Raw genomic sequence first — 15810 nt, 5'->3', positions numbered from 1 at the left:
CACCTGGGGTGAAGGCACCCACTCAGGACACGCGGTAGCCGATTCCCGTCGCGATGACGTCGGTCACCTCGCCCTTGGGCCGTCCACAACGCCGTTCGCACCCGGACCAGTGTTGCCGCTCGTCGCGCGGCGTCATCCGGGCATCGACTGCCGCAGAGAGGTCGGCTCGCACGTCGGCCAACGACTTCTCGCACCCCGGCGATCCGGTGCACGCACTCACCCGAATCCACGGAGATGCTGCGTCGAAGATCAGTCCCATCGGGGCGAGCACGCGGACGACCTGTTCGGCCGGTTCCTCGTCCAGGTCGCACACGATCAGCGATCGCCACGGCGTCATGATCAACGGACGGTCGATGGCGGCGAGGAACTCGGCGAGCCGCGCCCCGAGAACACCGTTGGCCAAGCCTGCGGCCAGCACCACCAGACCGTCGTCCTGGTCGAGCCATCCGATCGGTGGCACCTCCACGGGTGCGGGCAACGTCAGGGCGTGGCCGGCCGAGAGCCCGAGACGGTCGATGATCTGCGCCGGGCCGTCATCCAGTTCGGCCACCCGCCACTGGGACTGCCGCAGTTCCACGAAGGCACCGGCGCAGTCCAGCAGCGTCGAGACGACCTTGTCGCGGTCCACGCGAACGCCGCTGTCCCGGCCCGCCAGCAGCACGGCGAACGAACCGTCGGGCTGGGCGTAGGCACCGAAGTCCGGTTCCAGTCCGCACAGGTCGCCGCGGCCGTCGTCGAGCGCGAAGAGCGTTCGCCCCGGCAGTTCGGCCAGGTCGGCTCGTGCGCACAGGCCTTCGTCCAGCGCGCCGATCAGCGCGCGCACGTCGGTGAGGCCGCCCACCCGGCCCGACAGTGGAGAGGCGAGTATGTTGCGGACCCTCTCGTGCGTCGAGGACGGAAGCAATCCTGCGTCGGCCAGCCTGCTCGCGAAGCCGTCCGGATCCGACACCGCGCGCACCTGGATGTTGCCCCGCGAGGTCAGTTCCAATGTGCCGTCACCCAGCTCCGCAGCGGCCTGCGCCAGCACCTGCATCTGGCCCGGCGACACGACTCCGCCCGGCAGCCGAACTCGTGCCAGCGGCCCGTCCGCGGCCAGATGGGTCGTCAGCGCTCCGGGGCAGCCGTCGGGCACCGACCTCTCTGGCGAACTCATGGTCACCAGGCTACAAGCGCAGCGGGTGGCCCGATTCCATGCTCGCCCCGGTAGCATTCGATGTCCACGGCTCAGGCCGAGAGGAAACCGGCGAGAATCCGGTACGGTCGCGCCACTGTGACGCCCCATCCAGTCCCTCGGGACGGGGCAGGAGTCAGACCCTCTCGCCGACGAGTCGAAGACCGACACACCGATTTCCAGGGGCGCGAAACCCCCGAGGAGGGCGTTACCCGTGTTCTTGCTGCTGTCCACATCGGACACCGATCTGCTCAGTGCCCGTGCCAGTGGAGCCGACTTCACCTGGGGAAACCCTTCTCGCCTTCTCGCCGAGGACATACCGGCGATGGCTGCGACGGCAGAGCTGATCATCGTGCGCATCCTGGGGTCTCGTCGATCCTGGGAGTCGGGCATCGACGCCGTCCTCGCCACCGGACTGCCCGTCGTCGTACTCGGCGGCGAGCAGGCACCCGACGCCGACCTGATGGAGATCTCGACGGTCCCCGCGAACGTCGCCGCGCAGGCGCACAACTATCTGGCCGAAGGTGGGTCCGACAACCTGCGTCAGCTGTACAACTTTCTCTCCGACACCGTGTTGCTGACCGGGCACGGTTTCGACGCCCCACGACACCTCCCGACGTGGGGTCACCTCGAGCGACACTCCGCCGCGAGCTCCGACGGTCCGACGGTGGCCATCCTCTACTACCGCGCCCAACATCTGGCCGGTAACACCACGTACATCGACGCTCTCGCCACCGCGGTCGAGAACGCCGGTGCCACCGCGCTCCCGATCTACTGCGCGTCGCTGCGCACCGCGGAAGCCGACCTGCTCGACACGCTGAAGTCGGCGGATGCCCTGATCGTCACCGTTCTCGCCGCGGGAGGCACCAAACCGGCCGGAGCGTCGGCAGGCGGGGACGACGAGGCCTGGGACGTCGCCGAACTCGCTGCCCTCGACGTCCCGATCCTCCAGGGACTGTGTCTGACGAGTTCTCGCGCGACGTGGTCCGAGAACGACGACGGACTCTCCCCTCTGGACGTGGCCACTCAGGTCGCCGTCCCGGAGTTCGACGGCCGGCTCATCACGGTTCCGTTCTCGTTCAAGGAGATCGACGACGACGGGTTGACCACGTACGTTCCGGACCACGAGCGTGCTGCTCGGGTGGCGGGCATCGCGGTGCGGCACGCCCGGCTGCGGCATATTCCCGCTGCCGACCGCCGCATCGCGCTGATGTTCTCGGCCTATCCCACCAAACATGCGCGGATCGGCAACGCCGTCGGTCTCGACACTCCGGCGAGCGCGATCGCGCTGATGTCGGACATGCGCGCCGCCGGCTACGACCTCGGACCGCTCGACGGCCCGGATTCGGTGCCCGGTCTGGCTGCTCGCGACGGTGACGCACTCATTCACGCGTTGATCGCCCGCGGCGGCCAGGATCCCAACTGGCTCACCGACGCCCAGCTCGAGGGCAATCCCATTCGCATCTCGGCCGCGCAGTACGGCCGGTGGTTCGAGCAGCTTCCCGCAGATCTGCGCGACGGCGTGATCGAGCACTGGGGCCCCGCGCCGGGCGATCTCTACGTCGATCGGTCTGCCGATCCGAACGGTGAAATCGTCATCGCAGCAATGCAATTCGGCAACGTGGTGATCATGGTGCAGCCACCTCGGGGATTCGGCGAGAAGCCGGTTGCGATCTATCACGACCCGGACCTGCCGCCGAGCCATCACTATCTGGCGGCCTACCGGTGGATCTCGGCCACCGAGGCCGACGGCGGCTTCGGTGCGGACGCCATGGTCCACCTGGGCAAGCACGGCAACCTGGAATGGCTGCCGGGCAAGACACTCGGTATGTCCGCCTCCTGCGGAACCGATGCGGCGTTGGGCGACCTGCCGTTGATCTACCCGTTCCTCGTCAACGATCCGGGGGAGGGCACGCAGGCCAAGCGTCGAGCGCACGCCACTCTCGTCGATCACCTGATTCCGCCGATGGCGCGTGCGGAGAGCTACGGTGACATCTCCCGGCTCGAGCAATTGCTCGACGAGCACGCGAACATCTCGGCACTCGATCCGGCCAAGCTGCCTGCCATCCGCCAGCAGATCTGGACGCTGATGACCGCGGCGCAGATGCACAAGGACCTCGGACTGGAGGAGCGCCCCGACGAGGAAGTGTTCGACGACATGCTGTTGCACGTCGACGGCTGGCTGTGCGAGATCAAGGATGTGCAGATCCGCGACGGCCTGCACATTCTCGGCCAGGAACCCGTCGGCGATGCCGAGGTCGAGTTGGTTCTGGCCATGCTGCGTGCTCGGCAGATGTGGGGCGGGGAGCAGACGGTTCCAGGTCTGCGCGAGGCGCTGGGTCTGAGCGAGGACGGAGACGAGGATCGCACCCGCGTCGACAGTATCGAGGCCGTCGCCCACGGATTGGTCGCGGCGATGCAGGCAACTCAGTGGGATCCCGCAGCGGCCGCGCGAGTGGCGGGCGAGCACGGCGGCGTGGTTGCACAGATTCTCGAGTTCGCCGCAGCCGAGGTCGTTCCGAGACTGCGCGGGACCTCACGCGAGATCGCCCAGGTACTGCACGCGCTCGACGGCGGTTTCATCGCGGCAGGGCCCAGCGGTTCACCGCTGCGCGGGCTGATCAACGTTCTGCCCACCGGCCGCAACTTCTACTCCGTCGATCCGAAGGCCGTGCCGTCGAAGTTGGCGTGGGAGACCGGTCAGGCGATGGCGGAGTCACTGCTCGCTCGCTACCGCCAGGACCACGGCGAGTGGCCGAAATCGGTCGGGCTGTCGGTGTGGGGCACGTCGGCCATGCGGACCTCCGGCGACGACATCGCCGAAGTCTTCGCACTGTTGGGCGTGTCACCGGTGTGGGACGAGGCGTCGCGCCGAGTCACTCGGCTCGAGGTGATCGATCTCGTCGAGCTCGGCCGACCCCGCATCGACGTGACGGTCCGCATCAGCGGGTTCTTCCGTGACGCATTTCCCCATGTGCTCGCATTGCTCGACGATGCGGTTCGGATGGTCGCCGCGTTGGACGAGCCGGCCGATCAGAACTACGTTCGAGCGCATGCGCAGGCCGATCTCGCCGAGCACAGTGACGAAAGGCGTTCCACCACACGCATTTTCGGATCGAAGCCGGGGACGTACGGTGCCGGGTTGCTGCAGCTGATCGACAGCAAGACCTGGCGCAGCGACGACGACCTGGCGCAGGTCTACACCACCTGGGGCGGCTTCGCGTACGGCCGTGGTCTCGACGGCGTTCCCGCCTCGGACGACATGCGCACCGCCTACAAGCGCATTGCCGTTGCCGCCAAGAACACCGATACGCGTGAGCACGACATCGCCGATTCCGACGACTACTTCCAGTACCACGGAGGCATGGTCGCAACCGTGCGTGCGTTGACCGGGAAGTCGCCCGAGGCGTACATCGGTGACAGCACGCGGCCGGAATCGGTTCGCACGCGCACGCTCTCGGAAGAGACCGCGAGAGTGTTCCGCGCCCGGGTGGTGAACCCGCGGTGGCTCGAGGCGATGCGCAGGCACGGGTACAAGGGCGCGTTCGAGATGGCGGCGACCGTGGACTATCTGTTCGGCTACGACGCGACGACCGACGTGGTGCAGGACTGGATGTACGAGAAGCTGGCCGAGACGTACGTGCTCGACGAGCAGAACCAGAAGTTCATGCAACAGTCCAATCCGTGGGCGCTGCACGGTATCGCGGAGCGGCTGCTCGAAGCGGCCGAACGGAAGATGTGGGCCGAGCCGGACAAGCAGGTTCTCGACGGGTTGCGCAAGGTGTATCTGGAAACCGAGGGCGAGCTCGAGGGCGAATAGCGACGTATTCTGAGCAGTATGGCTGCCACCTTCGAAGACATTGCCAAAGGCAAATACGTACTGCTGACGACGTTCAAGAAAGACGGCACAGGGGTTCCGACTCCGCTGTGGGGTGCCCTCGACGGGAATCGGCTGCTGGTCTGGACGGTGGCCGATTCGTGGAAGGTGAAACGGATTCGCCGCAACCCCGCAGTCACGCTGGCACCGTGCGACATGCGCGGTAACCCTCAGGGCGACGCGGTCGACGCACGGGCCGAGATTCTCGACGCGGCCGAGACGGAGAAGGCTCGCTCGGCGATCGCGTCGAAGTACGGACTCATCGGATGGCTCACGGTCAAGGGAAGTGTGCTGCGACGGGGCAAGAGCGGTTCCGTCGGATTGGCGATCACCGCCACCTGAGTTGCGAGCGGTGCCATCGTTCGCATGCGCGGTTCCGAATGCTTCGTGAGGCAGCTTCCCCTGCTGCCGGAATGGAGCACCACGTGCCAATCGCAGTGACCGATTACAACCATGTTCGCCTCACCGTCAGCGACATCGAACGGTCCCGGTCGTTCTACGACTCGGTGTTCGGCTTCGACGTCGCGTACGCCTGGGACCCCGACGCGGACGAAGAGACCAAGAAGGCGCTGTGGTTCCTCTTCGGCGGCGTCATCTACAAATTCGGTGGTGGCCTGCTCGGTCTGCGCCCGGTCGCACCGAGCGACGACACATTCGCCGAGGACCGTTGCGGACTCGATCACCTCAGTTTCACCGTCGACACCCGCGCCGCCCTCAAGGACGCCGTGAAGACACTCGACGAGTTGGGTATCGCGCACGAGGGCATCAAGGACGCCGGGCCCGGACTGTCCATCGTGGAGTTCCGCGACCCCGACAACATCGCACTCGAGCTCTCCGGCCCCGACAAGTAGGTCGCGCTACCGAGCCCTACTGCGCGGCGCTCACCGACGACATGTGAAAGTCGGGGATGCGTAGCGGCGGCATCGCCGTGCGAGTGAACCAGTCCTTCCACTCGCGCGGCAGTGTCGCCTTCGTTGCGCCTGCCTCGGTGACGCGTCGCAACAGATCGAGCGGGCTCTCGTTGAAGCGAAAGTTGTTCACTGCGCCGGTGATCCGACCGTCCTCGATGGCGTAGACCCCGTCTCTGGTCAGCCCGGTGAGCAGCAGCGAGGTGGGATCGACCTCTCGGATGTACCAGAGAGTGGTCAGCAGCAGGCCCCGCTCGGTTGCGGCAACCATCTCGGCCAGCCGAGTATCGGTGCCGCCGGTCATGACGAGATTGTTGCCCGGCACCGCGACGGGTGCGCCGAACTTCTGCGCGGCGGCACGCGGGTAGGACAGGGCCGCGACCGAACCGTCGCGCACCCAGTCGACCCGCTCGATGTCCATGCCGTTGTCGAACACCGATACCGCATCACTCGACGAGCCGGCGATCACGAACGGCGCGTACTCGAGTCCGGATGCGCGTGGGTCGGAGTACAGCGTCAGCGGCAGGTCGGTGAGTTTCTCACCGACTCTCGTTCCCCCGGCCCGCGAGAGAGCGGTGCGGCCTTCCTGCGCTCCGCGGCCTTCCATGGTCCACATCAGGTAGATCATCAGATCGGCCACCGCCGACGGGGGCAGCAGAGTCTCGTACCGACCGGCGGGCAGTTCGACGGTGTTTCGGGCCCAGCCGAGTCGGGTGGACAGTTCCGCCAACATGGTTCGGACCGAGACGTCCCGGAAGTCGGTTGTTCCTGTGCCCACCCAGGCGCTCGCCCCGGATCGCTTGCCGTTGATCTCCACCGATCCGGTGGGTTGGGTGAACGTACGGCGCACACCGGTCGAGGTTCCGAGCCAGACGTTGTCGACGGTGTGCTGCGAGAATCCGTACAGCGTGTCCTCGCCGTCGAATCCGACGTTCAATTCCGTTGCCAGCGAACCGAACACGTCGATCGACGTGTGCGTCGCACTGCGGTCCCAGTTCTCCGATCCGGAGGCGGACCCGACCGAATCCGAAGGCAGCAGCGGCATCGCGTCTTCCGCGGTCTCTGCCGATCGTGCTGCCGATTCGCTCGCCCGCACCACCGCCTCGATGTCGTCCGGGTCGACACTCGTCGACGACACGGTACCGACTCGAGTGCCGTCCGCCCCGCGCACGATCGAGATGACCTCCCAACGACGCGAGGTGGCGATTCCGTTGGTGGTCATGGAGTTTCCGGCCCACCGCAACGTTGCGTCACTGGAGTCGGTGACGATCACGATGGTGTCGTCGACACTCGCGTGGGCGAGTGCACGTTCGATCACGAGCTGCGGAGCGATCATCGGCCTGCCTCCGATCGGGTGTTGAGGACGTTGACGCCGCGGAACAACGCGACGGGGCAGCCGTGGCTGACGGCGGCAACCTGCCCGGGTTGGGCCTTGCCACAGTTGAATGCGCCGCCGAGTCGCCACGTGGACTGTCCACCGAGCAGTTCCATCGAACCCCAGAATTCGGTGGTGGTCGCCTGGTACGCCACATCACGCACCTGGCCGTCGAGCACGCCGTTGCGGATTCGGTAGAAGCGTTGGCCGGTGAACTGGAAGTTGTACCGTTGCATGTCGATCGACCATGATTTGTCGCCGACGACGTAGATGCCGTCCTGCACCTCACCGATGACGTCGGCTGTGGATCGATCGGTGTCGGGGTCGGCCTGCAGCGACACGTTCGCCATACGCTGGATCGGCACGTGATGCGCAGAATCGGCGTACGAGCACCCGTTGGACCGCTCGAGACCGAGTTTCGGGGCGAACACTCGGTCGAGTTGGTAGCCGACCAACGTCCCGCCGCGCACCAGATCCCATTTCTGCGATGCCACTCCGTCGTCGTCCCAGCCGATGCTGGCCAGACCGTTGACCTCGGTTCGGTCCGCGGTGACGTGCATGATGGGCGATCCGTAGCGCAACGTACCCAGCTGGTCCGGAGTCGCGAACGAGGTGCCGGCGTAAGCGGCCTCGTAGCCGATGGCCCGATCGTATTCCGTTGCGTGCCCGATCGATTCGTGAATGGTGAGCCACAGGTTGGTCGGATCGATGACGAGATCCGTCGGTCCTGCCACGACCGACGGTGCCTTCACCTTCTCGGCCAACCATTCGGGTATTTGCGCAAGCTCGTCGGCCCAGTCCCAGGTGCCGTTCTCACCCAGGTACTCCCAGCCTCGTCCGACCGGTGGCGCGAGGGTACGCATGGTCTCGAACGCACCGGCGGATCGATCCACGGTGGTGGCCTCGAACTGAGGATGGAGTCGCACCCGCTGCTGAATGATGCTGCTGCCGGCCAGATCCGCGTAGAACGACTGCTCCTTGACCTGCAGAACCGAGGCGGTGACGTGGTCGACGCCATCCGACGCGGCCAGCCGGGACGAATACTCCGCGAGCAGTGACACCTTCTCGGCGGTGGGTACCTCGAAGGGGTCGATGTCGTACTCCGACACCCACGTTGCGTTCGAGTACACCGGCTCGGCAGCGAGTTCCACGCGTTCACGATTGAGTGCGCGCAGCGCTGTGGCCACCTCGACTGCGCTCCGGGCCGTGGCTGCGGCAGCGTCGGTGCCGAGTTCGGCGTGCGATGCGAAACCCCAGGTCCCGTCGACCACGACCCGCACGGCGAGACCGATCTCCCCGGCGTCGACGGCGGATTGAACGGAGCCGTCGCGCAGCGAGATCGACTGAGTCGTCGAGCGCTGCACGCGAACATCGGCGTGCGTTGCCCCGGCGGTCCGTGCCGTGCTCAGGGCGGCGTCCGCGAGGGCCTGCAGGGGCAGAGCCAGGAAGTCGGCGTCGACCGACCGATCCGATTGTCTCGTCACGCCTGAAGACGCTAGCCGAATTGTTGCCATCCGAGTCGGACGACCATCCCCACCACCACGACGAGCAGGACGATTCTCACGAATCCGGCACCGCGGGCGACCGCTGTACGCGACCCGAGGACGGCACCGAACACGTTGCACACCGCCATGACCGCTCCGAGTTGCCAGTAGACGCTGCCGGTGACCGCGAAGAAGGCGAGGGCACCGACGTTGGACCCGACGTTGATCACCTTGGCCATCGCGGCGCTGCGCACGAACTCGGTACCGAGCAGCGTGGCGAAGGCGATGATGAGGAACGTTCCGGTGCCGGGCCCGAGAATGCCGTCGTAGAAGCCGATTCCGGCGGCTGCGCAGCCGATGACGATCAGAACCTTGCGATGGGTCGGCGGCGACGGTGCCGCCGTTCGGCCGATGGTCGGACGGCAGGTGACCAGTACGGCCACACCGACGAGAACGACCATGATGATCGGGATGAACAGCTCGCGATCGATCAACGACACCGCAGCAGCGCCTGCGGCCGAGGCCACGGCGGCAAGGACGGCGGCCGGAATCAGCACCGGCCAGTTCAGCGGGACCTTCCGCGAAAAGGTGACGACGGCAGCGACGGTACCGAACACGGCAGTTGCCTTGTTCGTCGCCAGCGCCGCCTGCTGCGTCAGCTGAGGGGCCACGAGAAGGATGGCGGGCAGCAGGATGAGACCACCTCCGCCCACCACGGCGTCGACCCAACCGGCGGCCGTGGCAGCGACCATCAGCAATCCCCAGTCGGCAGCAGTCATACGGCAAACTCAATCACATGCGTCGATTCAGTCTGTGGCTCCGTGGGCAGCCGTTCGTGGCCGACGCCCTGCTGGCGGCCGGGCTGTTCGTCCTCGACATTCTGGTGTTCGTCAGCTCGGTCGACGGTCTCAACGCACCGTTGTTCCTGGTGTTCTCGGTCGTGCTGACGATTCCCGTTGCATGGCGGCGCCGTCTGCCGCGCTCGATCGCAGCGCTCACTCTCGTCACCGCGCTCGCCTCCGACACAGCAGGCAGCCTGGCGGGCGATGCGTACAACGGTCACCCGGCCGCTCTGGCCCTGCCGATCATGCTCTACACCCTGGTTGCGTACGTCGGTCGAATCCAGGCCGGCATCTATGCCGTCGCGCTCGCTGCGTACACCGCCGCGAGCCTGTACCTGTTCGACCAACCGGTCTTCACGACGCTGTTGTTCAGCGCGCTGATGTACGCGCTGTCGTGGGTTGCGGCGGAATTTCTCGGTGCCCGCAGGGCATACGACGAAGCGACGCAGGCCCGTCTCGTCGTGGCCGAGTACGACAGGGACAGACGCGCCGAAGAAGCGGTGATCTCCGAGCGCACGCGCATCGCACGCGAGCTGCACGACGTCATTGCCCACAGCGTCAGTGTCATGGTGGTCCAGGCCGACGGTGCCTCGTATGCGATCAGACGCAACCCCGAGCGTGCAGAGCAGGCCGTTGCCAACATCTCCGCCACGGGCCGGTCGGCGCTCGCGGAGTTGCGTCGAACGGTCGCGTTGCTGCGGACGTCGCCCGACTCGGACGACATGCCCCAGTACGGGACAGCGGGACTGGCGCGTGTCGTCGAGATGATGGGTCGGGCCGGGTTGAACGTCGAACTCGAACAGACCGGAAATCTGGACGACATCAGCCCGGCGATCAGCCTCGGAGTTCATCGGTTGGTCCAAGAATCGCTGACCAACGTTCTCCGGCACGCCGGCCATGCGCCGCGCGCCGTCGTCAAGGTCGTTCGCGAGGAGGAGGCGGTCACCGTCGAGATTTCCGACAACGGCACCGGCTCGGGCGCACCGACGTCCGCGGACGGCGGTGGGCACGGACTGCTCGGAATGCGTGAGCGAGTAGCGGTGCTTCGAGGAACCCTGCATGCGGGTCGGACGCCACACGGCACTTGGCTCGTGCGGGCGACACTGCCGATCGAGTGAGGGCTAGGTTGGGTCGGTGTCGATCACCGTTGTCGTCGTGGACGACCAGGAACTCATGCGCATGGGATTGAACATGGTGCTCGAGGCGCAGGACGACATCGAGGTGGTGGGGGAGGCGGCCGACGGGGCAAGTGCCGTCGAAGCCGTAGCGAGACTGGCACCGGCGGTGGTGCTGATGGACGTCCGGATGCCCGGTGTCGACGGCGTGACCGCTACCCGCACCATCACCGAATCCGGTTCGGACGCCAAGGTTCTGGTGATGACGACCTTCGATCTCGACGAACACGTCCTCGGTGCACTCAGGGCGGGGGCCAGTGGATTCCTTCTCAAGGACACTCCACCGGAGGACCTGGTCTCCGCGATTCGCAGCGTGGCCGCAGGCGACGCCGTCGTCTCACCGAAGGTGACCAAGCGCTTGCTCTCGAGGTTCGTCGCACAGACTCCGTCGACCACCGACGCCTCCGTTCTCGACGCTCTCACCGGCCGTGAGCGCGAGGTGCTGGTGCACCTGGCGACCGGCTTGTCCAATGCGGAGATCGCGACCGCACTGCATCTGTCCGAGGCGACGATCAAGACCCACATCGGCCGAATTCTGACGAAATTGGGTGTCCGTGATCGAGTTCAGGCGGTCGTGCTGGCGTACGAAACCGGACTCGTGCGGCCGGGTTCCTGAGAATCTCCCGGCAAACCGGTCACACCGGGAGCGATTTCGATGCCCCGCGCGTTGTACCGATGAAGCGAAGAAAGGACCGTCATGCTCGCTCTGTTCGTACTCTATGTCGTGGTCGAGGTCGCAGCGCTGGTCGCCGTGGGAAGCGCACTCGGTGTGCTCTGGACAGTGGTGTTGCTGATCGGCGGATCGCTGGTCGGGTCACTGCTGGTGCGATCGCAGGGCAGACGCGTGTTGGACGGTCTGCAGAGGGCATCGAGAGGCGAACGATCGGCCGGCGGAGCCGTGGCCGATGGAGCTCTCTTCGCCGCAGGGTCGGTCGCGATGTTCGTGCCGGGTCTGGTGACCACGGTGATCGGATTGCTCTTGATGATCCCGCCGACCAGGTGGCTGCTACGCCCAGCGGTGATGTGGGCCGCCGCACGCTGGTTGCCGCAGGTTGCGACCGCGACCCGGCGCATGCGCCCCACCGTCATCGACGGTGAGATCCTCGACGATGACGTCGACAGGAGTACTCGCGCGCCGAATGCATCCGGTTCTGCGCTGATCCTCGAGGGACAGGTGATCGAGGCGGACCGGTTCGATCCCGCCGGTGGGGATTTCCGGAAGCCACACCGGTAGGGGCAGACTGGTCGTTCGTGACCACCGAATTGTTCTGCGGCGGACGGATCTACAGTCCGATGGCTTCCGACGCCACCGCCATGGCCGTGACCGATGGAATCGTCAGTTGGATCGGTGAGGATCGCACCGGGCGAGCGCTGCACCCAGGGGTCCGCATCACCGATCTGGCCGGGTCCTTCGTGGCACCGGCGTTCGTGGACACTCACGTGCACGTCACCGACCTGGGGCTGTCGTTGGTCGGACTCGATCTGTCCGGCTGTATCTCGCTCGAACACTGTCTGCGGGTGCTCGCCGACCACGCATCGTCGTCGTCGGACGCTCTCGTCTGGGGACACGGGTGGGACGAAACCGAGTGGCCCGAACGTCGCGCACCAGCGACAGCCGACCTCGATGCGGCGGCGCCCGGGCGCCCGGTGTATCTCGCTCGCATCGATGCGCATTCGGCCGCCGTCTCGACGCCGTTGCGCGTTGCCGCCGCCGGTATCGAATCGACCAGCGGCTTCGCGGGGCAGTCTCCGCTCACCGCTGCCGCTCATCACCTCGCCCGGCTGACCGCGCGGTCGATGATGACGGCCGATACCCGGGATCGGGCTCGAACGGCTGCGCTCGACAGTGCTGCGGCGCAGGGAATCGTCGCTGTCCACGAATGTGCCGGTCCGATCGTGTCGGGGATCGACGACTTCCGTGAACTGATGTCCACCCGACACGGAGTGGAGGTGCGCGGATACTGGGGCGAGCTGGTCGAGACGGCCGAGCAGGCCCGACAGCTTCTCGAGAGCACCGGTGCCCACGGGTTGGCCGGCGACATCTTCGTCGACGGCTCGCTGGGGTCGCGGACCGCATGGTTGTCGTCGCCGTACGCCGACGATGCCGGATCGGGCGTGTCGTACGAGAACGTCGATGCGATCGCCGCACACATCTCGGCGTGCACGACGGCAGGAGTGCAGGCTGGTTTCCACGTCATCGGTGACGCGGCGATCTCGGCTGCCGTCACTGCATTCGAGCAGGTGGTGGCCGAACTCGGAACTCCTGCCGTCGCCGCGTGCGGGCACCGGCTCGAACATCTGGCCATGGTCGCACCCGAACAGGCCGACAGATTGGCGTCGTGGGGCGTGATCGCCAGCATGCAACCGATGTTCGACGCACTGTGGGGCGGCACGGAAGGGTTGTACTCGGCACGGCTCGGCGCAGACCGGGCGTCGGCGCTGCATCCGTTCGCGCGCTTGGCGTCGGCGGGGGTGTCGCTCGCGTTCGGGTCGGATGCGCCGGTCACCCGACTCGACCCGTGGGCGACGGTCAGGGCGGCAGTCGATCACCGCACGCCGGGCAGTGCCATCTCGCCCCGGGCAGCATTCTCGGCCTCCACCCGCGGAGCATGGCGCGCGGGCGGAGTCCGAGACGGATTGGCAGGGACATTGGTGCCGGGGGCTCCCGCGTCCTTTGCGGTGTGGGAGGTCGACGAGCTCGTCGTCCGAGCACCCAAGGACAGCGTGCAACGGTGGTCGACGGACCCACGCGCGGGGGTATCTCCCTTGCCCGGTCTCGACCCGTCGTCCACGGCTCCACGGTGCTCGATGACCGTGCATCGCGGACAGGTCATCCATGAGAACTGAGTCCGCTTCGGGTGTCGAGACGGTGGTGTCATCGGCGGAGCGGCTGCGTCGGGCCGCACTGTCCACTGCGCTCTCCGTTGCCGGTGGTGCGCTGATATTCGCGAGCTTTCCGCCGCGAACCCTGTGGTTCCTGGCACCGCTGGGTATCGCGCTGCTGGCCCTCGTTCTGACCGGCTTCGGCGGCCGTGGCTCGGTATCGCTGAAAGCGGGATTCGGCTACGGCTGTGCCGCCGGCCTGGGATTCTTCGTTCCGCTGCTTCCATGGATCGGTGTGTACGTGGGACCGATGCCCTGGCTGGCGCTCGCCCTCGCCGAATCGGTCTTCGTCGGCCTGTTCGGAGTGCTCGGGGTGTTGGCGGCACGGAGTGCATGGTGGCCGTTGTCCATGGCATTGGCCTGGAGCCTGACCGAATGGCTCAGATCGAGTGTTCCCTTCGGTGGCTTTCCGTGGGGTCGACTGGCATTCGGACAACCCGAGGGCTGGCTGCTTCCCTTGGCGAGCGTCGGGGGCGCACCGTTGCTCGGTTTCGGGGTGGCGCTGACCGGAACCGGAGCGGCTGCTCTGCTGTTCGCGGTCGGTCGACGAGGAGGAGTGCGTTCGTACCTCGGACCGGTCGCCGCAGCGACGGTGGCGTCCATCGTGGCGCTGATGCTGCTACCGACGCTGCACAGCAACGCTGCACCGGAGGGCGACGAACGGACGGTGACGATCGCGGCGGTCCAGGGAAGCGTTCCGCGGCTGGGTCTGGATTTCAACGCACAGCGGCGAGCGGTGCTGGACAATCACGTGCGGGAGACGATGACGTTGGCCGCTGACGTCGAGGCCGGCAGGCAGCCTGCTCCGGATCTCGTCGTATGGCCCGAGAATGCGTCCGATATCGATCCGTTGAGAAATGCCGACGCTGCGACTCTCATCACAGAGGCGTCGGTGGCCGTGGGGGCTCCGATTCTCGTCGGCACGGTACTGGTCAATGCCGATGGCACGAACACCAATTCGGTGATTGCGTGGAACGGTACCGATGGGCCCGGTGAGCGGCACGACAAGAAGATAATTCAACCGTTCGGCGAATACTTGCCATTCCGAAGTTTCTTCCGCTTGTTCTCGGAATATGCCGACCGAGCGGGTTATTTCGTCCCCGGCGACGGAAATGGAGTGGTACGCGCCGGGGGAATAGCGGCCGGAATAGCGACGTGCTACGAAGTCGCATTCGATCGCGCCCTCGAGGAATCGGTCCGATCGGGCGCAGAGTTCATCGCCATACCCACCAACAACGCGACCTTCGGTGACACCGAAATGACCTACCAACAACTCGCGATGTCCAGAGTGCGCGCCGTCGAGCACGGGAGAACAGTTGTGGTGGCGGCGACGAGCGGCGTCAGCGCGATCGTGTCGCCCGACGGACACGTTCTGCAGCAGACGCCGCTGTTCACCCCTGACGTGCTGGTGTCCAGTGTCGTACTGCGACAATCCCTCACCGTCGCGACACGAATCGGCGTCGGATCGGAACTGGTGCTGTGTCTGGCAGCCGTCGGAGCACTCGGCGCAACGCTTCTGTCCGGGCGCCGCCGTTCCGCCTCGTGAAACAATCGCCGAGTCGGTGAACAGTGGGTTTTTCGCGTCGCCGAGTCGGATACGAGTAGGGCAAAGGCGTTCGACCCGGCACGCGGAGTCATTCGATCGACCGAATAGCATCTGTTCGAGTAGCACTCGCGGTCACTTCTGTAACAGGCTGGAGACGGCGATCGATGGTTCTTATGATTACCGTCCAAAAGAACCTTGCCGATGTTGTATCTTTGTAAGCCGCTGGGATGCTCGACGCGGGATTTCCGGGCTCGACTTTCAGTGGATGACCGACAGTCTCGCGTTGGTATGTGAGCGCTGCACCGACGCCGACAGTGTCGAGCGTGTCGTACGCCTGGCGGGGAGGGGAGTTCGTGTCGTACAGGACAATGGATTCGAGAGTCACCACACACTCATTCGTAGAACTCGCGGTTTGTTCCATCCGGTAGAACCGGGTTCTCTCCCTGTTTCAATCCGATCGGTGATGCGCGACGAATTGATACAGAGCCATATCACCACCGAACGTGTGTGAAACGACACGAACGCAGACCAGAACGGAAGCCAGAATTG

Annotated in this window: 12 protein-coding genes; 8 read left to right on the top strand and 4 right to left on the bottom strand. The window is 66.0% G+C overall.

Annotated features, from left to right (window positions below; translation table 11 throughout):
• Window positions 1–22 precede the first annotated feature (22 nt).
• A complete protein-coding gene (gene cobG, locus CH249_RS21625; protein WP_094648003.1) occupies window positions 23–1153 on the bottom strand; it encodes a precorrin-3B synthase in 1131 nt (376 codons plus the stop codon).
• A 232-nt stretch (window positions 1154–1385) separates the two neighbouring features.
• On the opposite strand from cobG, the gene cobN reads away from it, so the two are divergent.
• The 3 genes from cobN (at window position 1386) to CH249_RS21610 (ending at window position 5899) form a co-directional block, all read left to right on the top strand.
• Window positions 1386–4991, top strand: coding sequence for a cobaltochelatase subunit CobN (gene cobN / locus CH249_RS21620; RefSeq protein ID WP_094647903.1), 3606 nt, complete (start codon window positions 1386–1388; stop codon window positions 4989–4991).
• 18 nt (window positions 4992–5009) lie between these two features.
• Window positions 5010–5390: a PPOX class F420-dependent oxidoreductase gene (locus CH249_RS21615; protein ID WP_094682774.1), complete on the top strand. Its 381-nt coding sequence runs from the start codon at window positions 5010–5012 to the stop codon at window positions 5388–5390.
• Window positions 5391–5473: 83 nt separating this feature from the next.
• Window positions 5474–5899 (top strand): VOC family protein, encoded by a 426-nt coding sequence (locus CH249_RS21610; RefSeq protein ID WP_094682920.1) that lies wholly within the window; start codon window positions 5474–5476, stop codon window positions 5897–5899.
• 16 nt (window positions 5900–5915) lie between these two features.
• On the opposite strand, the gene CH249_RS21605 is transcribed toward CH249_RS21610, so the two are convergent.
• The 3 genes from CH249_RS21605 to CH249_RS21595 are packed head-to-tail and all read right to left on the bottom strand — an operon-like array spanning window position 5916 to window position 9594.
• Window positions 5916–7292: a metallopeptidase TldD-related protein gene (locus tag CH249_RS21605; RefSeq protein WP_094682773.1), complete on the bottom strand. Its 1377-nt coding sequence runs from the start codon at window positions 7290–7292 to the stop codon at window positions 5916–5918.
• Window positions 7289–8845, bottom strand: coding sequence for a TldD/PmbA family protein (locus CH249_RS21600; RefSeq protein ID WP_094682772.1), 1557 nt, complete (start codon window positions 8843–8845; stop codon window positions 7289–7291). Before CH249_RS21600 ends, CH249_RS21605 begins: the two co-directional genes overlap by 4 nt.
• On the bottom strand, window positions 8827–9594 hold the full coding sequence (locus tag CH249_RS21595) for a TSUP family transporter (RefSeq protein WP_032398089.1): 768 nt from the start codon (window positions 9592–9594) through the stop codon (window positions 8827–8829). Before CH249_RS21595 ends, CH249_RS21600 begins: the two co-directional genes overlap by 19 nt.
• A gap of 17 nt (window positions 9595–9611) precedes the next feature.
• On the opposite strand from CH249_RS21595, the gene CH249_RS21590 reads away from it, so the two are divergent.
• The 5 genes from CH249_RS21590 to lnt all read left to right on the top strand — a co-directional run bounded on the left by CH249_RS21590 (window position 9612) and on the right by lnt (window position 15261).
• Window positions 9612–10775, top strand: coding sequence for a sensor histidine kinase (locus CH249_RS21590; RefSeq protein WP_094657171.1), 1164 nt, complete (start codon window positions 9612–9614; stop codon window positions 10773–10775).
• Window positions 10776–10791: 16 nt separating this feature from the next.
• Window positions 10792–11448 carry a response regulator transcription factor gene (locus CH249_RS21585; protein WP_045195171.1) on the top strand — a complete coding sequence of 219 codons (657 nt, stop codon included), beginning with the start codon at window positions 10792–10794 and terminating at the stop codon, window positions 11446–11448.
• A gap of 81 nt (window positions 11449–11529) precedes the next feature.
• Complete coding sequence (locus CH249_RS21580) at window positions 11530–12066, top strand: FxsA family protein (protein ID WP_094629971.1); 537 nt, start codon at window positions 11530–11532, stop codon at window positions 12064–12066.
• 17 nt (window positions 12067–12083) lie between these two features.
• Complete coding sequence (locus tag CH249_RS21575) at window positions 12084–13679, top strand: amidohydrolase (RefSeq protein ID WP_256988407.1); 1596 nt, start codon at window positions 12084–12086, stop codon at window positions 13677–13679.
• Window positions 13669–15261 carry an apolipoprotein N-acyltransferase gene (lnt, locus tag CH249_RS21570; protein ID WP_094682771.1) on the top strand — a complete coding sequence of 531 codons (1593 nt, stop codon included), beginning with the start codon at window positions 13669–13671 and terminating at the stop codon, window positions 15259–15261. Before CH249_RS21575 ends, lnt begins: the two co-directional genes overlap by 11 nt.
• Window positions 15262–15810 lie beyond the last annotated feature (549 nt).

Source organism: Rhodococcus sp. 05-2255-3B1 (assembly GCF_002258545.1).
Taxonomy (GTDB): Bacteria; Actinomycetota; Actinomycetes; order Mycobacteriales; family Mycobacteriaceae; genus Rhodococcoides.
Note: the sequence above shows the minus strand (reverse complement) of the source record. Positions and strands in the feature narration are given on the sequence as shown.

Bases quoted from the DNA above. Each gene is read 5' to 3' on its own strand.
- cobG (WP_094648003.1), bottom strand. From the start codon at position 1,153: ATGAGTTCGCCAGAGAGGTCGGTGCCCGACGGCTGCCCCGGAGCGCTG.
- CH249_RS21595 (WP_032398089.1), bottom strand. From the start codon at position 9,594: ATGACTGCTGCCGACTGGGGATTGCTGATGGTCGCTGCCACGGCCGCC.
- lnt (WP_094682771.1), top strand. From the start codon at position 13,669: ATGAGAACTGAGTCCGCTTCGGGTGTCGAGACGGTGGTGTCATCGGCG.
- CH249_RS21580 (WP_094629971.1), top strand. From the start codon at position 11,530: ATGCTCGCTCTGTTCGTACTCTATGTCGTGGTCGAGGTCGCAGCGCTG.
- CH249_RS21590 (WP_094657171.1), top strand. From the start codon at position 9,612: ATGCGTCGATTCAGTCTGTGGCTCCGTGGGCAGCCGTTCGTGGCCGAC.
- CH249_RS21615 (WP_094682774.1), top strand. From the start codon at position 5,010: ATGGCTGCCACCTTCGAAGACATTGCCAAAGGCAAATACGTACTGCTG.
- CH249_RS21600 (WP_094682772.1), bottom strand. From the start codon at position 8,845: ATGGCAACAATTCGGCTAGCGTCTTCAGGCGTGACGAGACAATCGGAT.
- CH249_RS21605 (WP_094682773.1), bottom strand. From the start codon at position 7,292: ATGATCGCTCCGCAGCTCGTGATCGAACGTGCACTCGCCCACGCGAGT.